The organism is Pararhodonellum marinum (genome assembly GCF_015354735.1).
GTDB lineage: Bacteria > Bacteroidota > Bacteroidia > Cytophagales > Cyclobacteriaceae > Pararhodonellum > Pararhodonellum marinum.
The window spans coordinates 217,939-236,489 of sequence record NZ_JACEFJ010000009.1; the positions used below are offsets into that span (position 1 = coordinate 217,939).

The following is an 18,551-nucleotide window of genomic DNA, read 5'->3' on the forward strand; positions in this document are numbered from 1 at the left end:
TCACTTTTTTACCTGCCATAAAAAGCTTTGTTTTGTTTATTGAGAAAATTTGAGGAAATGCACAGTTTTTTAAGAAATACCGCCCAGGAAATCATCAAAACCTATCCGGAATTACAAAACCTGGTTGTGGTCCTTCCAAACAGGCGGGCAGGGCTTTTTTTCACCAAGCACTTGGGGACTTTGATTGATAAGCCTACTTGGATGCCTGAAATCAAAACCATTGAGGATATTTTTTACCAATACGCCGGACAAAGACCCAACGATGAGCTCAGCTTGATATTTGAGCTGTATAAAGTCTTTCAAACCCTTCTTCCCGAATCCGAAACTTTTGATCGCTTTTATTTCTGGGGGGAAATGATCCTAAAGGATTTTAACGATGTGGATCAGTTCATGGCTGAGGCAAAAAAACTCTATCTGTATCTGTATGAAATCAAAGAAATCGAATCCGACTTAAGTTTTTTAACCGAGCAACAAATCGCTCTAATCCGGCAGTTTTGGGATTCATTCAAAAATCAGGGAAGGGGACATCAGGACAAATTCCTCAAATTCTGGCAGGTGCTTTATCCTTTGTATGATGCTTTCAAAGCTTCTCTGAATGTTTCCGGGATGGCCTACTCGGGGATGTTGTACAGGAATGTCGCCGAGAAGTTGGATGAGATTGCCCCACCCGAAAAGCAATATGCATTCATAGGCTTCAATGCTTTTACCACAGCTGAAGAAAAACTGATCAAGTATTTCATTTCGGAATTCAATGCCAGCATTTATTGGGATATAGACGCCTATTATTTGGAAGACAGGAATCAGGAGGCAGGTTTGTTTTTTAGGGAATACCAAAGAGACCCTATTTTTGGACCCACTTTTCCCAAAGAAATCCCCGATCAAATCGCAACCCGGAATGTATCCATCCATACCTATGCCACTCCCCTTAAAACCAATCAGGCCAATTTAGTGGGGTCTTTATTAGAAAAAATTCCTTCAGAGGAGAACTGGGAGCAGACGGTCATCATTTTGCCGGATGAACAGTTGCTGTTTCCGGTATTACACACCTTGCCTGATAATCTTGATAAGGTCAATGTCACCATGGGCTACCCAGTCAAAAATACGCCTGTTTATGCCTTTTTGGAGGCAGTGCTGGAAATGCAACGGTACATTAAACCGGGGGAGGATGGATGGCCGGTTTTTTACCATCAGCCCCTTAAAAACCTGCTTTCATCCATCTACCTCCAATCGGTCAATCCAACTTTTGTAGCGGATCTCATGAAGGAGATGAAAGAACAAAATCAAATCTACATCCCACAAAAAAAGTTGCATGAGGGCGGAGCTTTTTTTGAATTGATTTTCCAGCCGCTGAGTAGCGAACAGCTGTTTCCTTATCTCTCTACTTTGATGGAGGAATTGGCCCAACGATTGGGGGATGAACCTCTGCAGCGATCATACCTTTATCAATGCTTCAAGCAATTGAACAGGCTAAGGGAAAATTTCGAAAAACAGGAGGGGCTCACCCTAGACAGGGAATTTTTTATCCGTTTGTTTCGTCAGGTTTTTAGAGAAGTGAAATTGCCCTTTGAAGGGGAACCTTTGCAGGGATTGCAGATCATGGGGGTATTGGAATCCAGAAATCTGGATTTTCGTCGAGTCATCATCTGTAACATGAACGAAAGCAGTTTTCCTCCTGCTGGTAACCTCAATTCCTTGATTCCATACAACATCCGTAGGGCTTTTGGCTTGCCTGTACAGGAACAGAATGATGCCATATATGCCTATACCTTCTATCGCCTATTTCAAAGTGCAGAAGAAGTACATATGATTTATACCACTGCTGCTGACCAAGGGAAAGCCGGCGAAAAAAGCAGATACATCCAGCAAATGGATGTTGAAATGGGATTAAAAATAAAAGAGGAAGTCGTCTATGTGCCTGTGGACCTCAAAGGGACTGATTCGATTGTCATTAAAAAAGATGAAGAAGTACTCCAATTGCTTCAAAAGTATGTGGTAGGTCCGGATGGTCAATCCAGGGCTAAGTTTTCACCTTCCGCACTAAGTGTTTTTCTGGATTGTCGATTTAAATTTTACCTCAGGTACCTGGCTGGGATCAAAGAAAAAGAGGAAGTAAAGGAGGAAATAGATGCCTCTGTATTCGGTAACCTAGCCCATTACAGCATGGAGTTTCTTTATCAGGGATTTCAGGAAAGAAAAAGACGTTCATTTTTGGAAAAGGGCGATTTTCATGATTTAAAGAAAAGCTGGGTTTTTCCGGCCATAGAAAAAGGAGTGAGGAAATTTTATCATTTGGATGAAAATGCCGATACCAAGCTCAGCGGTCAAATGGCCATCGTCAGGGATGTGCTTCAGAAATATATCCGAAGGTTATTGGAAATAGATGAGGAAGCGGCCCCCTTTCAAATCCTATCCATGGAAAAAGCCTATCAGTCGAAATTGCAAATTAAGGCTGGGGAAGAAACCATTAAAGTCGGTTTGGAAGGATATATTGATAGAGTAGACGAACAGCAGGGTACCATCAGGCTGATTGATTACAAATCCGGCGGTGATAAAAAAATTTTTACCAACATCGAATCACTTTTTGATCGTGAAGACAAAAAGAGGAATAAAGCAGCCATGCAGACCATGTATTATGGATTGTTGTATCAATCCACACATCCAGAAAACCACAAACCGCTTAAACCGGCACTGTTTAATTTCAAAGAAATATTTCAAGAGGATTTTAATCCCTATCTCCAACAAAGAGAACTAAAAGGAAAAGCTGTTGAAATTGAAGACTACAGAGCATATGCCCTTTTGTATGAAAATGGATTGAAAGTTTTATTGGAGGATATGTTTGACCCTGAAATACCCTTCACCCAGACTGAGAATTGGGATAAATGTAAGTATTGTGCTTACAAAGAAATTTGTGGAAGGTGAGGGTTACCAAATACTTTTCAGGTAATGCAGCGTATTGCTTTCACCGAAACCTTCTAAACTTATTTTGGTGAATGGGGAATTTGGAAAAACCAATTCCGTCATGACCAGTTCACCTTCATTGACAAATATTTCGATAGAAGACCGGTCTATAAATATTCTTACACTTTCAACCTCAATCCCATTTAATGGTGCATGATGATCAGCAGGGAATTCAGGACTGAAATCGATCCTGCCCGATTGCCTTCTGTCAAATGTCAATTCTTCCCCTGATTTTTCAATACTGACAGTTTCGCCATTGTCATTGGAAATACGGATTTTGAAATTTTGTTGATCTGGATATAGAATGGCCTCGATCAACTCATTTTGAAATTCCTTCGAGGATTCCGAAAGTGTATTTGATTCCATTCGTAACTCTTCAATTTCCCGGATAGGCCGAGATGCGACCAGATAACCGTCATCAACTTTAACCAGATCTAGTGTTCTTGGAAGGGTCATGGCCGAACGCCAGGGATCAGTTGGGACGATCTGTGCATATTGCCAATTGCTCATCCAGCCGATAAAAAGTCTTCTGCCATCGGATTCGGGGACATTTGCCCATGTGACGCCGGCGTAGTTGTCTGCACCGTAATCAAGCCATAAGGTTTCGGTGCTTTCAGAAGTGAAGGTTTTACCATCGAAATTTCCGACAAAATACTGCGTGGCAGAACCACCCTGTGGTCCTCCGGGTTCGATACTGACAAACAGGATCCACTTTTCAGTGCCGTCTTCCGCTGTCAAAGGAAAAAGATCAGGACATTCCCATACTCCTCCGTAAGCAGCCCAATCCGGATTGAAATCACTTTCAAAGGTCCAGTCCAAAAGATTTTGGGAAGAATAAAAGTCAATCTTGTCCAGAACCGCTAGAGACATGATCCATTTTCCATTTCCGTTTCCATCATCATACCACATCACTTTTGGATCCCGAAAATCCTTGATGCCAGGGTTGTCCAATACAGGGTTTTCTTCGTATACAGTCCAAGACCTTCCTTTGTCCAGACTGTAGGCAATGCCTTGTGTCTGGAAATCATTCCTTCCTTCTTTTTCGCCAACAGGGTCATGATAGGTAAATATGGCGATCATGGCAGGATTTGTATCTGAACCCAAACCACTTGAATTGCGGTGATCTATCACCGCCGAACCCGAAAATATCCAGCCGTTCTTATCCGGATAAAGGGCAATGGGTAAATTTTCCCAATGGACAAGGTCTCTCGATACCGCATGGCCCCAATGCATAGGACCCCAAACGGTACTGTCGGGGTAGTATTGGTAAAACAAATGATATTCCCCATCTAAATACACCATCCCATTTGGGTCATTCATCCAGTTGGCAGGCGGGCTAAAGTGAAATTGTGGGCGGAACTTCTCCCCATAAAGCGGTGAGCTTACAGGATCCACCGGTTGTGTTTCGCTACAGGCAAAAATCAAGAGCAGTAAAACGGGAAGAAACAGAATAGTAGCTTTTTTCATTTTCAGGATGTCAAAGGTGTGGTTGAATATGCATTAAAGTTTTTTCAGGCCTTTCAAATTTTCCTTGGTCCCCTCCATGATGCTGATGGCAAAGCCGCCTCCCGGAGCACTGAGTTGTTTGAGTTTGGACTTGGAGGTAACCACTGCCTTCCTGATTTCATAGGCTTGAGGATTGTCCTTGAAGTGGGCATCCTTGGCATCCGAATAAATGGAGGCCACATAATTTTTGTTAGGGTCCAAAAATTCAAAAGAGATTTCAGAAGTTCGGGGATTTACGCCATTTACATTGCCAATGAACCAGTTGGGACCATCTTTTTCTTTGCGTGCGATGGTCAGGAACTGACCGGGTTCAGCTTCCAGGTATACACTTTTTTCCCAGTCCACGGCCACATCCTTGATAAACTGGAAGGCATCCATGAATTTTTCATAATGTTCAGGAAGATCAGCAGCCATTTGCAAGGGGCTGTACATGGTCACATACAAAGCCAATTGATTGGCCAGGGTACTGTTGACCCAGGAATTGTTGTCCGGGTTCAGCTTGCTGATGTCCATTTCAAAAATCCCGGGCGTGTAGTCCATGGGGCCTCCGATCAGGCGGTTAAAGGGCAAAACTGTGACGTGGTTGGGTTTGTTGCCCCCGAAGGCTTGATACTCCGTGCCTCTTGCGGATTCATTGGCAATTAGGTTGGGGTAGGTACGGCTGATGCCGGTAGGCCTTACGGCTTCGTGGGCATTGACCATGATTTGATACTCTGCTGCCTTTTCGATGGCATACTGGAAGTGGTTGACGATCCATTGGCTGTAATGGTTTTCTCCCCTTGGCAGTATATCACCCACATAGCCGCTTTTGACCGAGTGGTATCCATTGTCTTTCATAAACTGATAAGCTTTGTACATATGCCGCTCATAGTTCCTGACCGAAGCGGAGGTTTCATGGTGCATGATCATTTCCACACCCTTGCTTTTGGCATAATCCCTGATCCCTTCCAGGTCAAAATCAGGGTAGGGGGTGACAAAGTCAAATACATAGTCTTTGGAATTGCCAAACCAGTCTTCCCAGCCTATGTTCCAGCCTTCCACCAAAACCCCGTCAAAACCATGTTCCGATGCGAAGTCAATGTAACGTTTGACATTGTCTGTATTGGCACCATGCCGTCCATTTGGGTTTACTTTAGTGTAGTCTGTATGGTCCAGATCCACTGCAGGAAGTTCATCTGTGTAAGCCCAGGAGCTCTTGCCGGTGATCATTTCCCACCAAACGCCAACATACTTGATGGGCCGGATCCATGAGGTGTCTTCGATTTTATTGGGTTCATTGAGGTTAAGGGTGATCCTGGATGCCAAGATGTCTCTGGCATCATCGCTGACAATGATGGTCCTCCATGGAGTATGTCCCGGAGACTGCAAATAACCTTTGTCCCCCATGGCATCCGGAGTAAGCCAGGATTCAAACACGAAGTTTTCATCATCCAGGTTGAGGTGCATGGCGGCATAATTCACCAAAGCAGCTTCATGTAGGTTGATATAAAGTCCATCTTCTGATTTCATCATCAAAGATGTCTGTACCCCTGTATTGGAAAAGGAAAACTGGGACAGGTTTTCAGTAACGGCTTTTTCCATCAATCCACGGATTTCAGATAGCTTGGATTCCACAAAATCGTATTCCTGTGTCTTGTAATCTCCGGGAATCCAGAATGCGGTATGGTCACCTGCCATTGCAAATTGGGTTCTTTCTTCCTTCAGTACAAAATGGGCAAGGTTGGGTTGGGAAGGGAATTCATAGCGGAAACCCAATCCGTCGTCAAAAATTCTGAACCTGATCTTCAAGGTTCGATCCTCCTCTTTTTGCTCCAGCGTGACCAGCATTTCTTTATATTGGTTCCGGATTTCTTTTTCCTCTCCCCATACCGGTTCCCAGGTTTCGTCAACTTGATTATAATCCACTTCCGATATGGAAAAACCCTCCAATAACGATGAACCGGATTTGAGTTCCAGGCCTAGCCCACTGGGCAGGATGACCGCTTTGTTTTTGTATTGGAGTTCGTAGTAGGGTTTACCTTGTTTGACTTCAAAATTCAGGCTGAGTTCCCCATTGGGAGAGTCAAGGGTCTGGGAATGAATGGCAAAATTCCAGACTGGCAGGAACAGAAATAGGAATAGGGCTTTTTTCATGGGAGAATCGTGTAGTTGAAATAGAAAAAGCAATTTAACACAAAATGAAAGAAAACAGGCCACCTTTTGAAAGTGGCCTTGGAATTGTTGGGTATTCATTGATTGGTTTTGACTAAAAATCTGTCTTCTGAATCTTTTTATGCCACTCCGGCAACATCATTAAGGCGGCTGATCCATACCATTCTTTGAGCTCCATCCTTAGAATGCCAGCTTGGATTGAGGGATCTGTTTCAGTCAATGCTTCGGCTTCTTCCAGGCTTGGCACATCAAACAGGAAAAGACCTCTCAGGTCCTCATTTCCAAAAAAAGGTCCTGCAAGGACAAGTTTGCCCATTTCTGCAAGCCTTTGGATATTGGCCATATGGCCTTGTTGGTACTCCAATCTTTCTTCAGGGCTGTAGTCAGCTACCTTGGGGCCTCTGTACAGGAAAGCGACCACAAATTTCCGCATGCCGTATTCATCAGCCTCAAGTTTTTTGGCGAGCTCAGGATCGTATTGGTTATCCTGAGCTATTGTAGCAAAGGACACAATCATGGTTAGGAGAAGTAGGAGGAAGGCTTTCATGGTTTGGGGGTTAATTGATGATTACTGCTACAGAATCTGAATTGGTACGTAATTTCAGCCATTGGGTAAGGCGTTGTGTTTCTTCCCTATTGGGCCGAACTTTAAACTTAGCATAAGCCATCAGCAGGGTGTCCTGTTTTTGATCGGAGAGCTGTGCCACAATGGTGCGGTTGATCGAGAATGACTCAAGGTTTTTATGGTTTATCTTGGCTTCTCTGGCGATATTCATTACCTGTCTACTGGTTTGATCGTATTCAGCAATTTCCCTTTCCAGTAAGGCGATCCTTCTGTCTTTATTTTGGATAAGGACCTCATTTCTTTCATAAAGATCTTTGAGGATATCGGAGCGCAGGACATTCATATCAGTTCCGGTATCCCCGCTTTGCTTGATTTTTAAATGCGTCTTTTTGAGCTTAAAGGCATCTAATTTCCGCTGTAAGATGGCAATCTGCTCCTCATCGATCCGTTCACCGATCAGGGAAACCTCTATGCCGCTGCTGTCTGCATCATAATTCAAGTTGCTGGCAATCACCTGAGTCCTGGGGAAGTCCATTTCAGTTTTTAGGAACTCGTTGGCACTTTTTTCCCAAAAAGTGCGCGTTACAATGTTGTAGGCCAAATAAACACTGGGAATGATGGTCAATAAAGTAAAGATAGTAATATAATTCCGGACCGTTTTTTCTCTTTTCCGATCCATAAATTCCTTTTTGGGGTAATTCATGAAGCGAACTATTAGGTAGGTGGAAAGGCTGATGAATACCGAGTTGATAAAAAACAGGTAAAAAGCCCCGAAGAAATAATAAAGGTTGCCGGTGGCCAAACCATAGCCGGCGGTACACAAAGGCGGCATCAAGGCAGTAGCGATGGCCACACCGGGGATGGCATTGCTCTTTTCTTTTCTGGAGCCGGCAACGATACCTGCCAATCCTCCAAAAAGGGCAATCAGCACATCCCAGATACTGGGTTCTGTTCTGGCAAGGAGCTCTGATTGGGCATCATTCAGTGGAGTAAACGAAAAATAAATGGTACTGGTCAATATACTGATAAGGACTGCGATCCCTAGGTTTTTCAGGGAAGTTTTAAGCAACTCAAAATCATTGATGCCGGCAGCCATACCGATCCCCATGATAGGACCCATCAGAGGAGAAATTAACATAGCGCCTATGATTACTGCAGTGGAATTGACATTGAGACCCACTGATGCCACAAATATGGCGAAGATCAGGATCCAAAGATTGGCACCTTTAAACTCAACATTTTTTTTGATGTAATCGATGGTTTCCAACTCATCTTCTTTTCCTTCATGAAGATCAAACCTCTCCTTGAAAAACAAGAGAAACTGGAAGATTCTATTCCTCAAGCGGACGGATTTCTTAGCTTTTTCCATGGTAATTATGCAAGGTACAAGTTTAACAAAAATTACTTTATATCAGGAAAGGAATGCACAAATAGCAAAGCATGTGTTTCAGATTGTGCGTAATTATTCATATATTAAATAAAATATTTTTGGGGAAATTTTGAATTACAAGAAAATTGGATCCCTAAAAATTCAATTAGAAAGAATTGGTCAAGTTATTGATAAATAGTGATTTAAAAGAGAATTAGGCATACCTAAATATGGTTGACCTAAACTATTTAGGCTGACCTAAATAAAACCTCTTACGTTATTCTTAAGCAGTTCCAACTATTTTAATTAATTTTGATCAAACTTACACCTATTTTATTTTTATGAGTGAGGCCAGAAAAGTAAATAAAATCCTTTTAGTAGATGATGACAAAGTCCAACACATGATTAACCGTAAAGTGATTGGCCGAATAGACCCTGAATTAGAACTGGTTTTTTTTGACAATCCCCTACTCGCACTTGGTTGGCTAGAAGATCATGAGGCTGACATTTTGCTTTTGGATGTAAATATGCCGCAAATGAAAGGCTGGGAATTTGTAGAGAAGATGCAGGAAAAAGGAATTGAAATGGAGGTAAAAGTGTTGACCTCCTCTATAGACCCTAAAGACTTAGAAAAAAGTAAAGATTATCCCTTGATCACCGGTTTTTTGCTGAAACCCATTCAAAAATCAGACATTGATCAAATGTTGGGTTTGGTTTGAGGTAAAAGCTTTATAAATTTAAATCAAAAAATACATATTTCCTTTACATGGCTCAGGTTTCAAATCAGAAAAAATCAGTAATCACACCCAAAGTGGATAAATTTTTTATGGGTTTGGCCAATGCTTATGCTTTCGTTGCCAGGTTCTTCAAAGAAGTTTTTGTACCTCCATATGAATTCAGAGAGGTCATAAGGCAGTGTTACGAGATTGGTTATAAATCTCTTCCTTTGATCTCTTTGACAGGATTTATTGTGGGGATAGTTTTTACCAACCAATCCCGCCCTTCCCTTTCAGAGTTTGGGGCCGCATCCTGGTTGCCAGCCTTGATATCCATTGCGGTGGTCAGGGCGATGGGCCCCTTGGTAACTGCCTTGATTGCAGCCGGAAAGGTGGGTTCCAGTATAGGAGCGGAAATTGGTTCTATGAAAGTAACTGAGCAGATCGATGCCATGGAAGTCTCTGCTACCAACCCTTTTAAATTTCTGGTGGTGACCCGTGTATTGGCGACTACCTTTATGTTGCCCATTTTGGTGATGTATACAGATTTCTTGGCCCTTATGGGTTCTTTCATCAATGTGAATCAAAATGAATTGGTCAGCATGCCCACTTTCTTTGTGCAAGTATTTGAAGCAATTTCGTTTCTTGATGTCTTTTCATCCATCCTGAAGTCCTTGGTCTTTGGTTTTACCATCGGTATAGTGGGCTGTTATAAGGGGTATAATTCCACCAAAGGTACCGAAGGGGTAGGAAAGGCAGCCAATGCTTCGGTGGTGATGTCCATGTTCTTGATTTTTATCGAGGAGTTATTGAGTTTACAAATCGTAAATGCCATCAGGAATGCTTGATACAAAAGAAAAAGTTGTAGAAATAAGGGGATTGTACAAATCATTTGGTGATTTGGACGTCCTGATGGGTGTGGATCTTGATCTCTACAAAGGGGAAAATCTGGTGGTCTTGGGTAAATCAGGCTCAGGAAAGTCTGTTTTGATCAAAATATTGGCTGGATTGCTGCAGCAAGATGCAGGATCTTTAAAAGTGCTGGGAAATGAGATCATCAAGCTCAATTACAGAGAATTGAATAAATTAAGACTTGAAATTGGTTTTTCATTTCAAAACAGTGCCTTGTATGACAGCATGACTGTAAGGGAAAATATGGAATTCCCCTTGGTTAGGAATGTCAAAAATCTTACAAAAGGGGAAATTACAAAGCGAATCGAAGGTTTATTGGATTCTGTGGGTCTTCCTCAGACGATCAACCAAATGCCCTCTGAACTTTCAGGTGGGCAGAAAAAGCGGATTGGGATAGCGAGAACCCTTATTCTGGAACCTCAGATCATGCTGTATGATGAGCCTACAGCAGGCTTGGACCCTATTACCTGTGGGGACATCAATAACCTCATCAATCAGGTAAAGGAAGAATTCAACACCTCATCCATCGTCATCACCCATGACCTGACTTGTGCGAAAAGTACCGGGGACAGAATGGCCTTGCTATTGGAGGGAAAGTTTGATGCGGTAGGAAGCTTTGAAGAAGTTTTTGAGCTCGCTGAAGACGAACGCGTTAAATCATTTTATGACTATAATTTCATTCGGAAATGAAAAAAGAAAATAAGAGTGCCGTAATGGTCGGCATATTTGTTTTGATCGGCATTGGCATCTTGGTGGCAGGGATCCTGACATTGGGTGGCCAACAGAAAAAGTTTGTGAAAAGCATTAGACTAAACGCGGTTTTTGATGATGTTGCAGGATTGCAAACCGGAAACAACGTTTGGTTTTCCGGGGTCAAAATTGGTACAGTCAGGAAAATCCATTTCTACGGGGAATCTCAGGTAGAAATAGAAATGAATGTGGAAACTGCCTCCCGGGATTATATCCGGAAAGATTCCAAAGCGACCATCAGTTCGGATGGATTGATTGGCAACAAGATCATCGTGATTTATGGCGGCACCTCTCAAAGCAGACCCGTTGAAAACGGGGACCGGCTGGAAGCAGTGATGCCCCTTGATACCGATCAGATGATGGAGACGCTACAGGTCAATAACGAAAACCTGGTTTCCATTACCAGTGACCTTAAAGTCCTGACCGGAAAAATTGCCGGAGGAGAAGGTATCGTAGGAGCAGTGATGACTGATTCGACGTTGGCTGATAATTTCCGTGCCATACTGGTTAATCTGGAGCGGGCTTCGGTCAATAGCAACCGCCTGCTCAATGAAATCAACAGCATGACCACCAATCTCAACAAAGAGGGTACGCTGTTCCATGACCTATCCAATGATACAGTAGTTTTTCAAAGCATGAAAGCTTCTATTGCAGACCTTCAGTCCACAGCAGATAATGCCAAGACCATGACTGAAAACCTAACTGTCCTCACCGAAAGGATGAATGATGAGGACAATACAATCGGCCTTTTACTTAATGACAAGGAATTTGCTGAAACCTTAAAAAGTACCATGATCAACGCAGACAGCTCTGCTGCAAACCTGAACCGTGGCTTGGAAGCGCTGGAATACACTTGGCCATTTAGGAGAGGTTTCAAAAGAAAAGCAAAGCAGGAGGCAAAAGAAGCTGAAAACAATTAACTCAAACTTTTCCGTTTTTTACCTTTTGTTTGGCTTCTGTTTTTTCGTCCAATGTAGCAGTTTTGGGTGCATTGTCATTGGTAGGATTTAAACACAGCTTGGCACTGATCGGGAAGTGGTCTGAATTTACTGGGCCGTGTACTTTCAGGGATTCCAAAGTAAAATGTTTGCTCACAAAAATGTGGTCCAAGGGCCATCGAAGTAGGGGATATTTGGCATGGAATGTACTATACATCCCTCTTCCCCTCCTTGGATCCAACAATCCACTCGTTTTCAAAAACAATTCACTGGTGTAGGACCAACCTACATCATTCAGGTCACCTACTACCACACAGGGCTTGTCGTATTCCTTGGCTTTTTGGCCCACCATCAATATCTCTGCATCTCTTTCAGTGCTCTCCAAACTTTCGCCTGGAACAGGTGGTGTGGGGTGTATGGCATAGATGCGTACTTTTTGTCCATCTTCCAATGGCACATCCACCTCAAAGGAAGGAATTTCCTCATCAATCAAATAATTGATTTCCTGTTTGAGCAAAGGCAATTTTGAATAGAGCAACATCCCATAAGTATTGTCTAGAGGTTTTTCCATGTGATGGGGATAGTCATGCTTCAGAACGGATATGGCGTCAGCCCATTTTTGATCAGTTTCGACCAAGACAAACAAATCAGGTTGCTCTTTTTGGATCAGGTTGATGGTTTTGTCAAAGGCATCATTGGGTTGGTAGACATTGGCCACGAGAATATGTAAAACGGCGTTAGTGCTTCCTTTTGATTCTTGAACCATTTTTTGACTAAATGGCGAAAACGGGAAAATCTGATAACACAAATACCCTGTCAGAATCAATAAGGCCCCCATAGCGATGTAATCCAATGTTTCCCACCTTTTATAAAAGAATGTCACCCACATCAACAATAAAAACACGCTCAAAACCAGCTTTTGCATGCGAGGATAGTCGAAAACCCTGAAAGTCCAGTAATCCTTTTTTACCAATGGTATAGCGCCCGCAAGCACCAAAAGAAAGCTGAAGAAAAACAAGGTTATTTTCATTTTCTGGACATGGTTAGTTGATAAAGATAAATATTTAGCGGTTAATCGTATACATGAATTTATATTCAGCTTAAAAAAAAGTAAATTGAGAAATTATTCATGACCAAATGAGGTTGATAAATAATACACCTTTTTAATAACTCCTAAAAATTAACCAAAGCTATGCCACTAGATCCTTACAATATCAAAAAAACACTGACCACCGACCAAGGTGATTTGACTTATTGGAGTATGACTGCGTTGAAAGAGCAAGGCCATGCCATTGACAAGCTTCCTTTTTCGATTCGGATTTTGCTGGAAAATGCCCTCCGGAACTTTGACGACTTTGCCATCACCAAGGAAAACGTGGACACCATCCTCAACTGGACCCCAGAAGCTTCGGATAAAGACATTCCTTTCAAGCCAGCCCGGGTATTGATGCAGGATTTCACCGGTGTGCCGGCCGTGGTGGATATCGCTTCCCTGAGGGCAGAGGCTGTTCGGAAAGGCAAAGATGCCCAAAAAATCAACCCACTGATTCCGGTAGACCTGGTCATTGACCATTCAGTACAGGTGGATTATTTTGGTACTAACTACAGCTACAAAAAGAACGTGGATGTGGAATATGAGCGCAATGGTGAACGTTATCAGTTTCTGAAATGGGCCCAGAAATCCTTTGATAATTTTTCCGTAGTCCCTCCCGGGATGGGCATCTGTCATCAGGTCAATCTGGAATACCTTTCTCAAGGTGTGATCTCCAGAGATGGGCAGGCATTTCCTGATACCCTGGTGGGCACCGATTCCCATACCCCCATGGTCAATGGCGTAGGGGTAATCGCATGGGGCGTGGGAGGCATAGAAGCAGAAGCGGCCATTCTTGGACAACCGATCTATTTTATCATGCCGGATGTGGTGGGATTAAAGCTGACCGGCAAACTGCCCTTGGGTACTACCGCCACGGATATGGTATTGACCATCACCGAATTGTTGAGAAGGCATGGGGTAGTGGGTAAATTCGTAGAGGTATTCGGTAGCGGCCTCGATCACCTTAGCGTACCGGACCGTGCGACCATATCCAACATGTCTCCTGAATTCGGCTGTACCGTCACCTATTTCCCAATAGATGACCGCACGCTTGATTATTTGGCAAAAACCAACCGTTCGAAAGAACAAATAAAGCTCGTTGAACAATACACCAAAGCCAATATGCTCTGGCGGGAGAATGAGGATAAAATCGAATACAGCTCAGTGGTGGAACTTGATCTGAGCACCGTAGAGCCCACTGTTTCAGGACCTAAGCGGCCTCAGGATAAAATCCTGTTGAGGAATTTTAAAAGTAAATTCGGTGAATTGCTCCAAGAGTTTCATGGAAGGGAATATATCCCCATAGATGACCGTGAAAAAGGCCGCTGGTTTTCAGAAGGAGGTAGTCAGACTTCTGAAAAAGCCGGTGATGCCCCTTCGGATGTGGAATATGAAACCAAGGTAAAAAACGGTTTAAAGTCGGTCGTGGTCAAGCTCAACAATGAAAAGTTTGCCCTTTACGATGGCTCCATCGTCATAGCAGCCATCACCTCCTGTACCAATACTTCAAATCCCAGTGTCATGATCGGGGCTGGATTGGTGGCGAAAAAAGCAAGAGAAAGAGGACTTGATGTCAAGCCATGGGTCAAGACCTCATTGGCACCGGGTTCTAAGGTAGTTACAGACTATTTGGAAAAATCTGGTTTGTTGGATGATTTGGAAGCTTTAAAGTTCCATGTGGTAGGCTATGGCTGTACCTCTTGTATTGGAAATTCCGGCCCATTGCCCCGACACATTGCCCAAGCAGTGGAGGAAAACGACATGGTGGTGGCCTCCGTGCTTTCCGGTAACCGGAACTTTGAAGCAAGGGTGCACCCTCAGGTCAAGATGAATTATTTGATGTCACCCATGCTGGTTGTGGCTTTTGCTTTGGCGGGCAGGGTGGATGTGGACCTCATTAATGAGCCACTGGGCTACGATCCCAACCTGGAACCTGTTTACCTGAAAGACGTCTGGCCAAGCAATGATGAGATTTTTGAGGTAATGGGCAGGGTATTGTCTCCGAATGATTATGCCAAAAGCTATGGTGAAATCTTTGAAGGCAATGAACAGTGGAAAAGCCTTGAGGCTCCGAAGGATAAGGTCTATCAATGGGACGATAACTCCACCTATATCAAAGAGGCTCCATTCTTTCAGGGAATCTCAGAAACCGTTGCCGAACCAATGGATATCAACGGGGCTCATGTGCTGTTGAAATTAGGAGACAGCATCACCACTGACCACATCAGTCCCGCCGGAGCCTTTGCCGAGCACAGTCCTGCCGGGCAATACCTGGTTGGAAGAGGAGTGGAGCGCAAGGATTTCAATTCTTATGGTTCCAGAAGGGGGAATGACGAGGTGATGGTCAGAGGTACTTTTGCCAATGTGCGGATTAAAAATCAGTTGGCAGAACGGGAAGGAGGATATACCACCCATATTCCTTCAGGTCAGGAAATGAGCGTATTCGATGCTTCCCGGAAATACCAGGATGCCAAAACCCCATTGATCGTACTTGCCGGAAAAGAGTATGGCAGCGGATCTTCCCGGGACTGGGCCGCCAAAGGGACTAGCCTCCTTGGAATCAAAGCTGTTTTGGCCGAAAGCTATGAGCGCATTCACCGCAGCAATCTGGTCGGTATGGGTGTGATGCCGCTGCAATACAAGGCGGGACAGACAGCTGTGACTTTAGGACTGACAGGTAGAGAGACCTTCCACATCAAGGGAATAGCCAATGGACTAAGCCCGCTGAAAGTACTTCAGGTGGAAGCAATCGGCGAAAAAGGAGAAACAAAAACCTTTGAGGTCATCAGCCGCCTGGATTCCGCCATCGAGATCGCTTATTACAAAAACGGCGGTATTTTGCATTATGTGCTAAGGGATTTTTTGAAAAAATAAACTGACGGGACGGGATCTTTTATGTACCAATAATGGATTCCGCTTAAAGTCGATATTTATGGAAATTAAATTGATATTTGGATATTGTCCTTGCTAAATTCTAACCTTTTCCATGTTGATCGTATTTACATGTGAATTTTTTAAATCTCAGAAAAAAAGGTGAATATAGGGAATTCTGCCAATAGCCAAATTACCTTGCTCTACACCTCACCGAGCCTATCTGAATAAGGCAGGCTCGGTGTCTGAGGTTTAAGATAATGAGGATCCCGGTGGTCGGTCCCGATTCTCAGGACGAAATCATTTTAACATTTTACATTTTCTGTCAAAGAAGAGGATAATCATTCTCTATTAATCAGTATTTTGACTTCCCCTACTAGGTTTCGATTGGTTTTGAGTTTTTTTACTTACTTTTTTTAAAAGACATAAACCCGCTGCTATTAAAGTACATAATTTGAAGAGACTCATTGTCCAAAGAATATATCTCGTAACAATTTTCCTCTTTATCGCCTTTTACGTTTTTTAAGGATAAATATTTAAATAAAGGACCTACATCGACTTTAACTCCACATTGAGGACTGGTAGTTTCAATCGAAAAAAAATACACATCCTTAAGCTTCTCTTCATAATAGTCGTATAATTTTCCATCTGATCTAAATTCCCAGACCCAATTAGCATCTTCCGTACTAGAATACTTACCTAATATTTCTTGTCCTGAATTCTGTTGATAAAATAAAACCCTAAATGCGACTAAGGAAGTAATGATTAGGATCGGTACAAAAATTTTTATCGTCAATTTGATGTTTTTCATGATGTTATAAAGAATGCTTAATTCCAAGTGTGTCATTCTGGCTTTTCCCATTTAGAATAACCTCAGTTTGAGTCAAGCCACACCAAGCCATATCCTTAAATAACTTATCTTCTCTAAAACAGCTTCTTTAAAAATCTACTAATGCCTACGAAATCCAAAGCAAATGGCTGAAAACCAAACTCCATGACCCGTCATCCTTAGCTTCATAGACTTCAATGTTACCATCTCCACATTCCATGCCGCAATGGACTGCTTTATATATTATGGCGTATTTTCCATTCAAAAAAAATGCTGGATTCGAAACTACATGATATGTCGTAAAGGCTCCACCATAGCCTTGCTTTTCCAAATAGTCATTATCGATCAATTTCAATTTTCCGGATAGTCTTTTGGAATCAATCTTTAGGTTTGACTCTAGTTGTTTGCAAATACTCTCTTGAACCTCTTCCTCAGAAAGCAATTCTATATCGTCAGAAATCTTTCCCTTATAAATGTTTAAAATATCCCAAACCACACATTGGTTATCTAGAAATCTAAAACTGATTTCATCATCTTCTACAAAAAGAAGTACTTCTTTATTTTCTGTTAAGTATTTGTAAAAAGATTCATTAATGACTTCAAACGGGTCAGGCTCTTCAACCTTGCAACCATTTATGACTATTGAAAAGAGGAGAAATAATATTATCAGTCGCATGCTTTAATCCTTTTAGATGTTATATTCTTCTGCATACTTTTTGAGTTTTCTATTTATATTTGTCAACATCTTTTTACACAATATTCTCAATGCAATTTTATCCTTCAAATTTTAAATTTTTTGGATAAGCTAATACTTGTGGTTCAGGGTATCAGTAATTGCATTAATTGTAATTGGTCCCATTCCAATCAGTGGCAGCCGGTGCAGTTGGAAGATGTCTAATTTTATGATTAAATTCACCTTACAGGGCAATTTTGTATTAGGTATGAAAGAGATTTTAATGCTTCTTTGCAACCAACCTAATCGTTAGAAAAATCGAAAGAAAAAATGCTAACAAAAAAAATATATTTTTAATACTGAATACTAGGTATACACTATTATATGGATTGAAAGAAAAAGTAATGTCCAAAATTGGGTTTAAATAGAAGATAAAAATTCCAATGAATAACATTGAAATGGTTATACTTATTTTTGCTTCAATACTTTTCATTTGTTTTTTATAATGGTGAATATCTTCTTCCAAAAAGCAATTCATATAATGATGGTTCAAAAAAGTCGAAAAAATTGGACTTATATCTAAATCTTGCGTTTAATTGAATATCAGAAAGAATTTGAAAATTGAAAAATTTAACAAAAGTGTCATGAATGAATTTAAAGTCTTTATTTAAAAAATCATCATCATTAAAAAATCGTACCAAATTTGAAGAATCTTCTTTTACTAGACTTATAATAAACGTGGCGTAATCAGCCAATAAACTAATAACTATTTGAATAGAAATATTATTTTTTCCATTTAGATTAATAAATAATCTAATTGAAGGATCATCTGGATTTAATATCGATTCATTAAATATATTACCTTTATATCTCATTTGTAAAACTTCAATAAATCTCATAAAATCTTTTTCAAGATAATTAGATTGTAGTTTACATATATATAATCTTTTACGTTGAAAGTGATAAATTAAATTTTCTGTAAGTTCACTTTCACCCAAAGGATAATACTTTTTTAAAATTTCATTTATCATTTCTAATCACATCCAAATATCCCCTTATAAACAGGTTCTTTAGCATTTTCCTCTGAAATTGTAATTAAACCAAAATTCACCATTGCTCCATTATGATTTAATTTTTTCCTGATTAACTCCTCCATTTTCCTAACAAACTTATTACCATATTTAATTTGAGCTCCCGGTTCAAAAAAATCTTGTGTATAA

At 41.5% G+C, this 18,551-nt stretch carries 15 protein-coding genes; 6 read left to right on the forward strand and 9 right to left on the reverse strand.

The features are described from left to right. Positions 1 to 57 precede the first annotated feature (57 nt). Complete coding sequence (locus tag H1A14_RS16605) at positions 58 to 2,919, forward strand: PD-(D/E)XK nuclease family protein (protein ID WP_194777401.1); 2,862 nt, start codon at positions 58 to 60, stop codon at positions 2,917 to 2,919. A gap of 3 nt (positions 2,920 to 2,922) precedes the next feature. On the opposite strand, the gene H1A14_RS16610 is transcribed toward H1A14_RS16605, so the two are convergent. The 4 genes from H1A14_RS16610 to H1A14_RS16625 all read right to left on the reverse strand — a co-directional run bounded on the left by H1A14_RS16610 (position 2,923) and on the right by H1A14_RS16625 (position 8,549). After that, positions 2,923 to 4,425, reverse strand: a complete 1,503-nt coding sequence (locus tag H1A14_RS16610; protein ID WP_194777402.1) for a glycoside hydrolase family 32 protein — start codon at positions 4,423 to 4,425, stop codon at positions 2,923 to 2,925. Positions 4,426 to 4,458: 33 nt separating this feature from the next. Continuing rightward, on the reverse strand, positions 4,459 to 6,597 hold the full coding sequence (locus tag H1A14_RS16615) for a glycoside hydrolase family 97 protein (RefSeq protein WP_194777403.1): 2,139 nt from the start codon (positions 6,595 to 6,597) through the stop codon (positions 4,459 to 4,461). A gap of 112 nt (positions 6,598 to 6,709) precedes the next feature. Then, complete coding sequence (locus H1A14_RS16620) at positions 6,710 to 7,162, reverse strand: YciI family protein (protein WP_194777404.1); 453 nt, start codon at positions 7,160 to 7,162, stop codon at positions 6,710 to 6,712. 10 nt (positions 7,163 to 7,172) lie between these two features. Beyond that, positions 7,173 to 8,549: a TIGR00341 family protein gene (locus H1A14_RS16625; protein WP_194777405.1), complete on the reverse strand. Its 1,377-nt coding sequence runs from the start codon at positions 8,547 to 8,549 to the stop codon at positions 7,173 to 7,175. A 341-nt stretch (positions 8,550 to 8,890) separates the two neighbouring features. Between H1A14_RS16625 and H1A14_RS16630 the strand changes: the two genes are divergently transcribed. From H1A14_RS16630 to H1A14_RS16645, 4 genes are read left to right on the forward strand one after another with little or no spacing between them, the layout of a single operon-like run. Next, positions 8,891 to 9,268, forward strand: coding sequence for a response regulator (locus tag H1A14_RS16630; protein ID WP_194777406.1), 378 nt, complete (start codon positions 8,891 to 8,893; stop codon positions 9,266 to 9,268). 47 nt (positions 9,269 to 9,315) lie between these two features. Then, complete coding sequence (locus H1A14_RS16635; RefSeq protein ID WP_194777407.1) at positions 9,316 to 10,113, forward strand: MlaE family ABC transporter permease; 798 nt, start codon at positions 9,316 to 9,318, stop codon at positions 10,111 to 10,113. Beyond that, entirely contained in the window at positions 10,106 to 10,867 is a 762-nt protein-coding gene (locus tag H1A14_RS16640) for an ABC transporter ATP-binding protein (protein ID WP_194777408.1), read from the forward strand. The genes H1A14_RS16635 and H1A14_RS16640 overlap by 8 nt, the downstream gene beginning before the upstream one ends. Continuing rightward, complete coding sequence (locus tag H1A14_RS16645; RefSeq protein WP_194777409.1) at positions 10,864 to 11,847, forward strand: MlaD family protein; 984 nt, start codon at positions 10,864 to 10,866, stop codon at positions 11,845 to 11,847. The genes H1A14_RS16640 and H1A14_RS16645 overlap by 4 nt, the downstream gene beginning before the upstream one ends. 1 nt (position 11,848) lies before the next feature. On the opposite strand, the gene H1A14_RS16650 is transcribed toward H1A14_RS16645, so the two are convergent. Further along, the gene (locus H1A14_RS16650) at positions 11,849 to 12,895 is read right to left on the reverse strand and encodes an endonuclease/exonuclease/phosphatase family protein (RefSeq protein WP_194777410.1); all 1,047 of its coding nucleotides are present in this window, start codon (positions 12,893 to 12,895) and stop codon (positions 11,849 to 11,851) included. 162 nt (positions 12,896 to 13,057) lie between these two features. Between H1A14_RS16650 and acnA the strand changes: the two genes are divergently transcribed. Further along, positions 13,058 to 15,832: an aconitate hydratase AcnA gene (acnA, locus tag H1A14_RS16655; protein ID WP_194777411.1), complete on the forward strand. Its 2,775-nt coding sequence runs from the start codon at positions 13,058 to 13,060 to the stop codon at positions 15,830 to 15,832. A 400-nt stretch (positions 15,833 to 16,232) separates the two neighbouring features. On the opposite strand, the gene H1A14_RS16660 is transcribed toward acnA, so the two are convergent. The 4 genes from H1A14_RS16660 to H1A14_RS16675 form a co-directional block, all read right to left on the reverse strand. Further along, on the reverse strand, positions 16,233 to 16,640 hold the full coding sequence (locus H1A14_RS16660) for a hypothetical protein (RefSeq protein ID WP_194777412.1): 408 nt from the start codon (positions 16,638 to 16,640) through the stop codon (positions 16,233 to 16,235). A 145-nt stretch (positions 16,641 to 16,785) separates the two neighbouring features. Then, positions 16,786 to 17,334 carry a hypothetical protein gene (locus H1A14_RS16665; RefSeq protein ID WP_194777413.1) on the reverse strand — a complete coding sequence of 183 codons (549 nt, stop codon included), beginning with the start codon at positions 17,332 to 17,334 and terminating at the stop codon, positions 16,786 to 16,788. Positions 17,335 to 17,831: 497 nt separating this feature from the next. Continuing rightward, positions 17,832 to 18,362 carry a hypothetical protein gene (locus H1A14_RS16670; RefSeq protein WP_194777414.1) on the reverse strand — a complete coding sequence of 177 codons (531 nt, stop codon included), beginning with the start codon at positions 18,360 to 18,362 and terminating at the stop codon, positions 17,832 to 17,834. Positions 18,363 to 18,364: 2 nt separating this feature from the next. Next, on the reverse strand, positions 18,365 to 18,551 hold a 187-nt coding region (locus tag H1A14_RS16675), incomplete at its 5' end, for a hypothetical protein (RefSeq protein ID WP_194777415.1).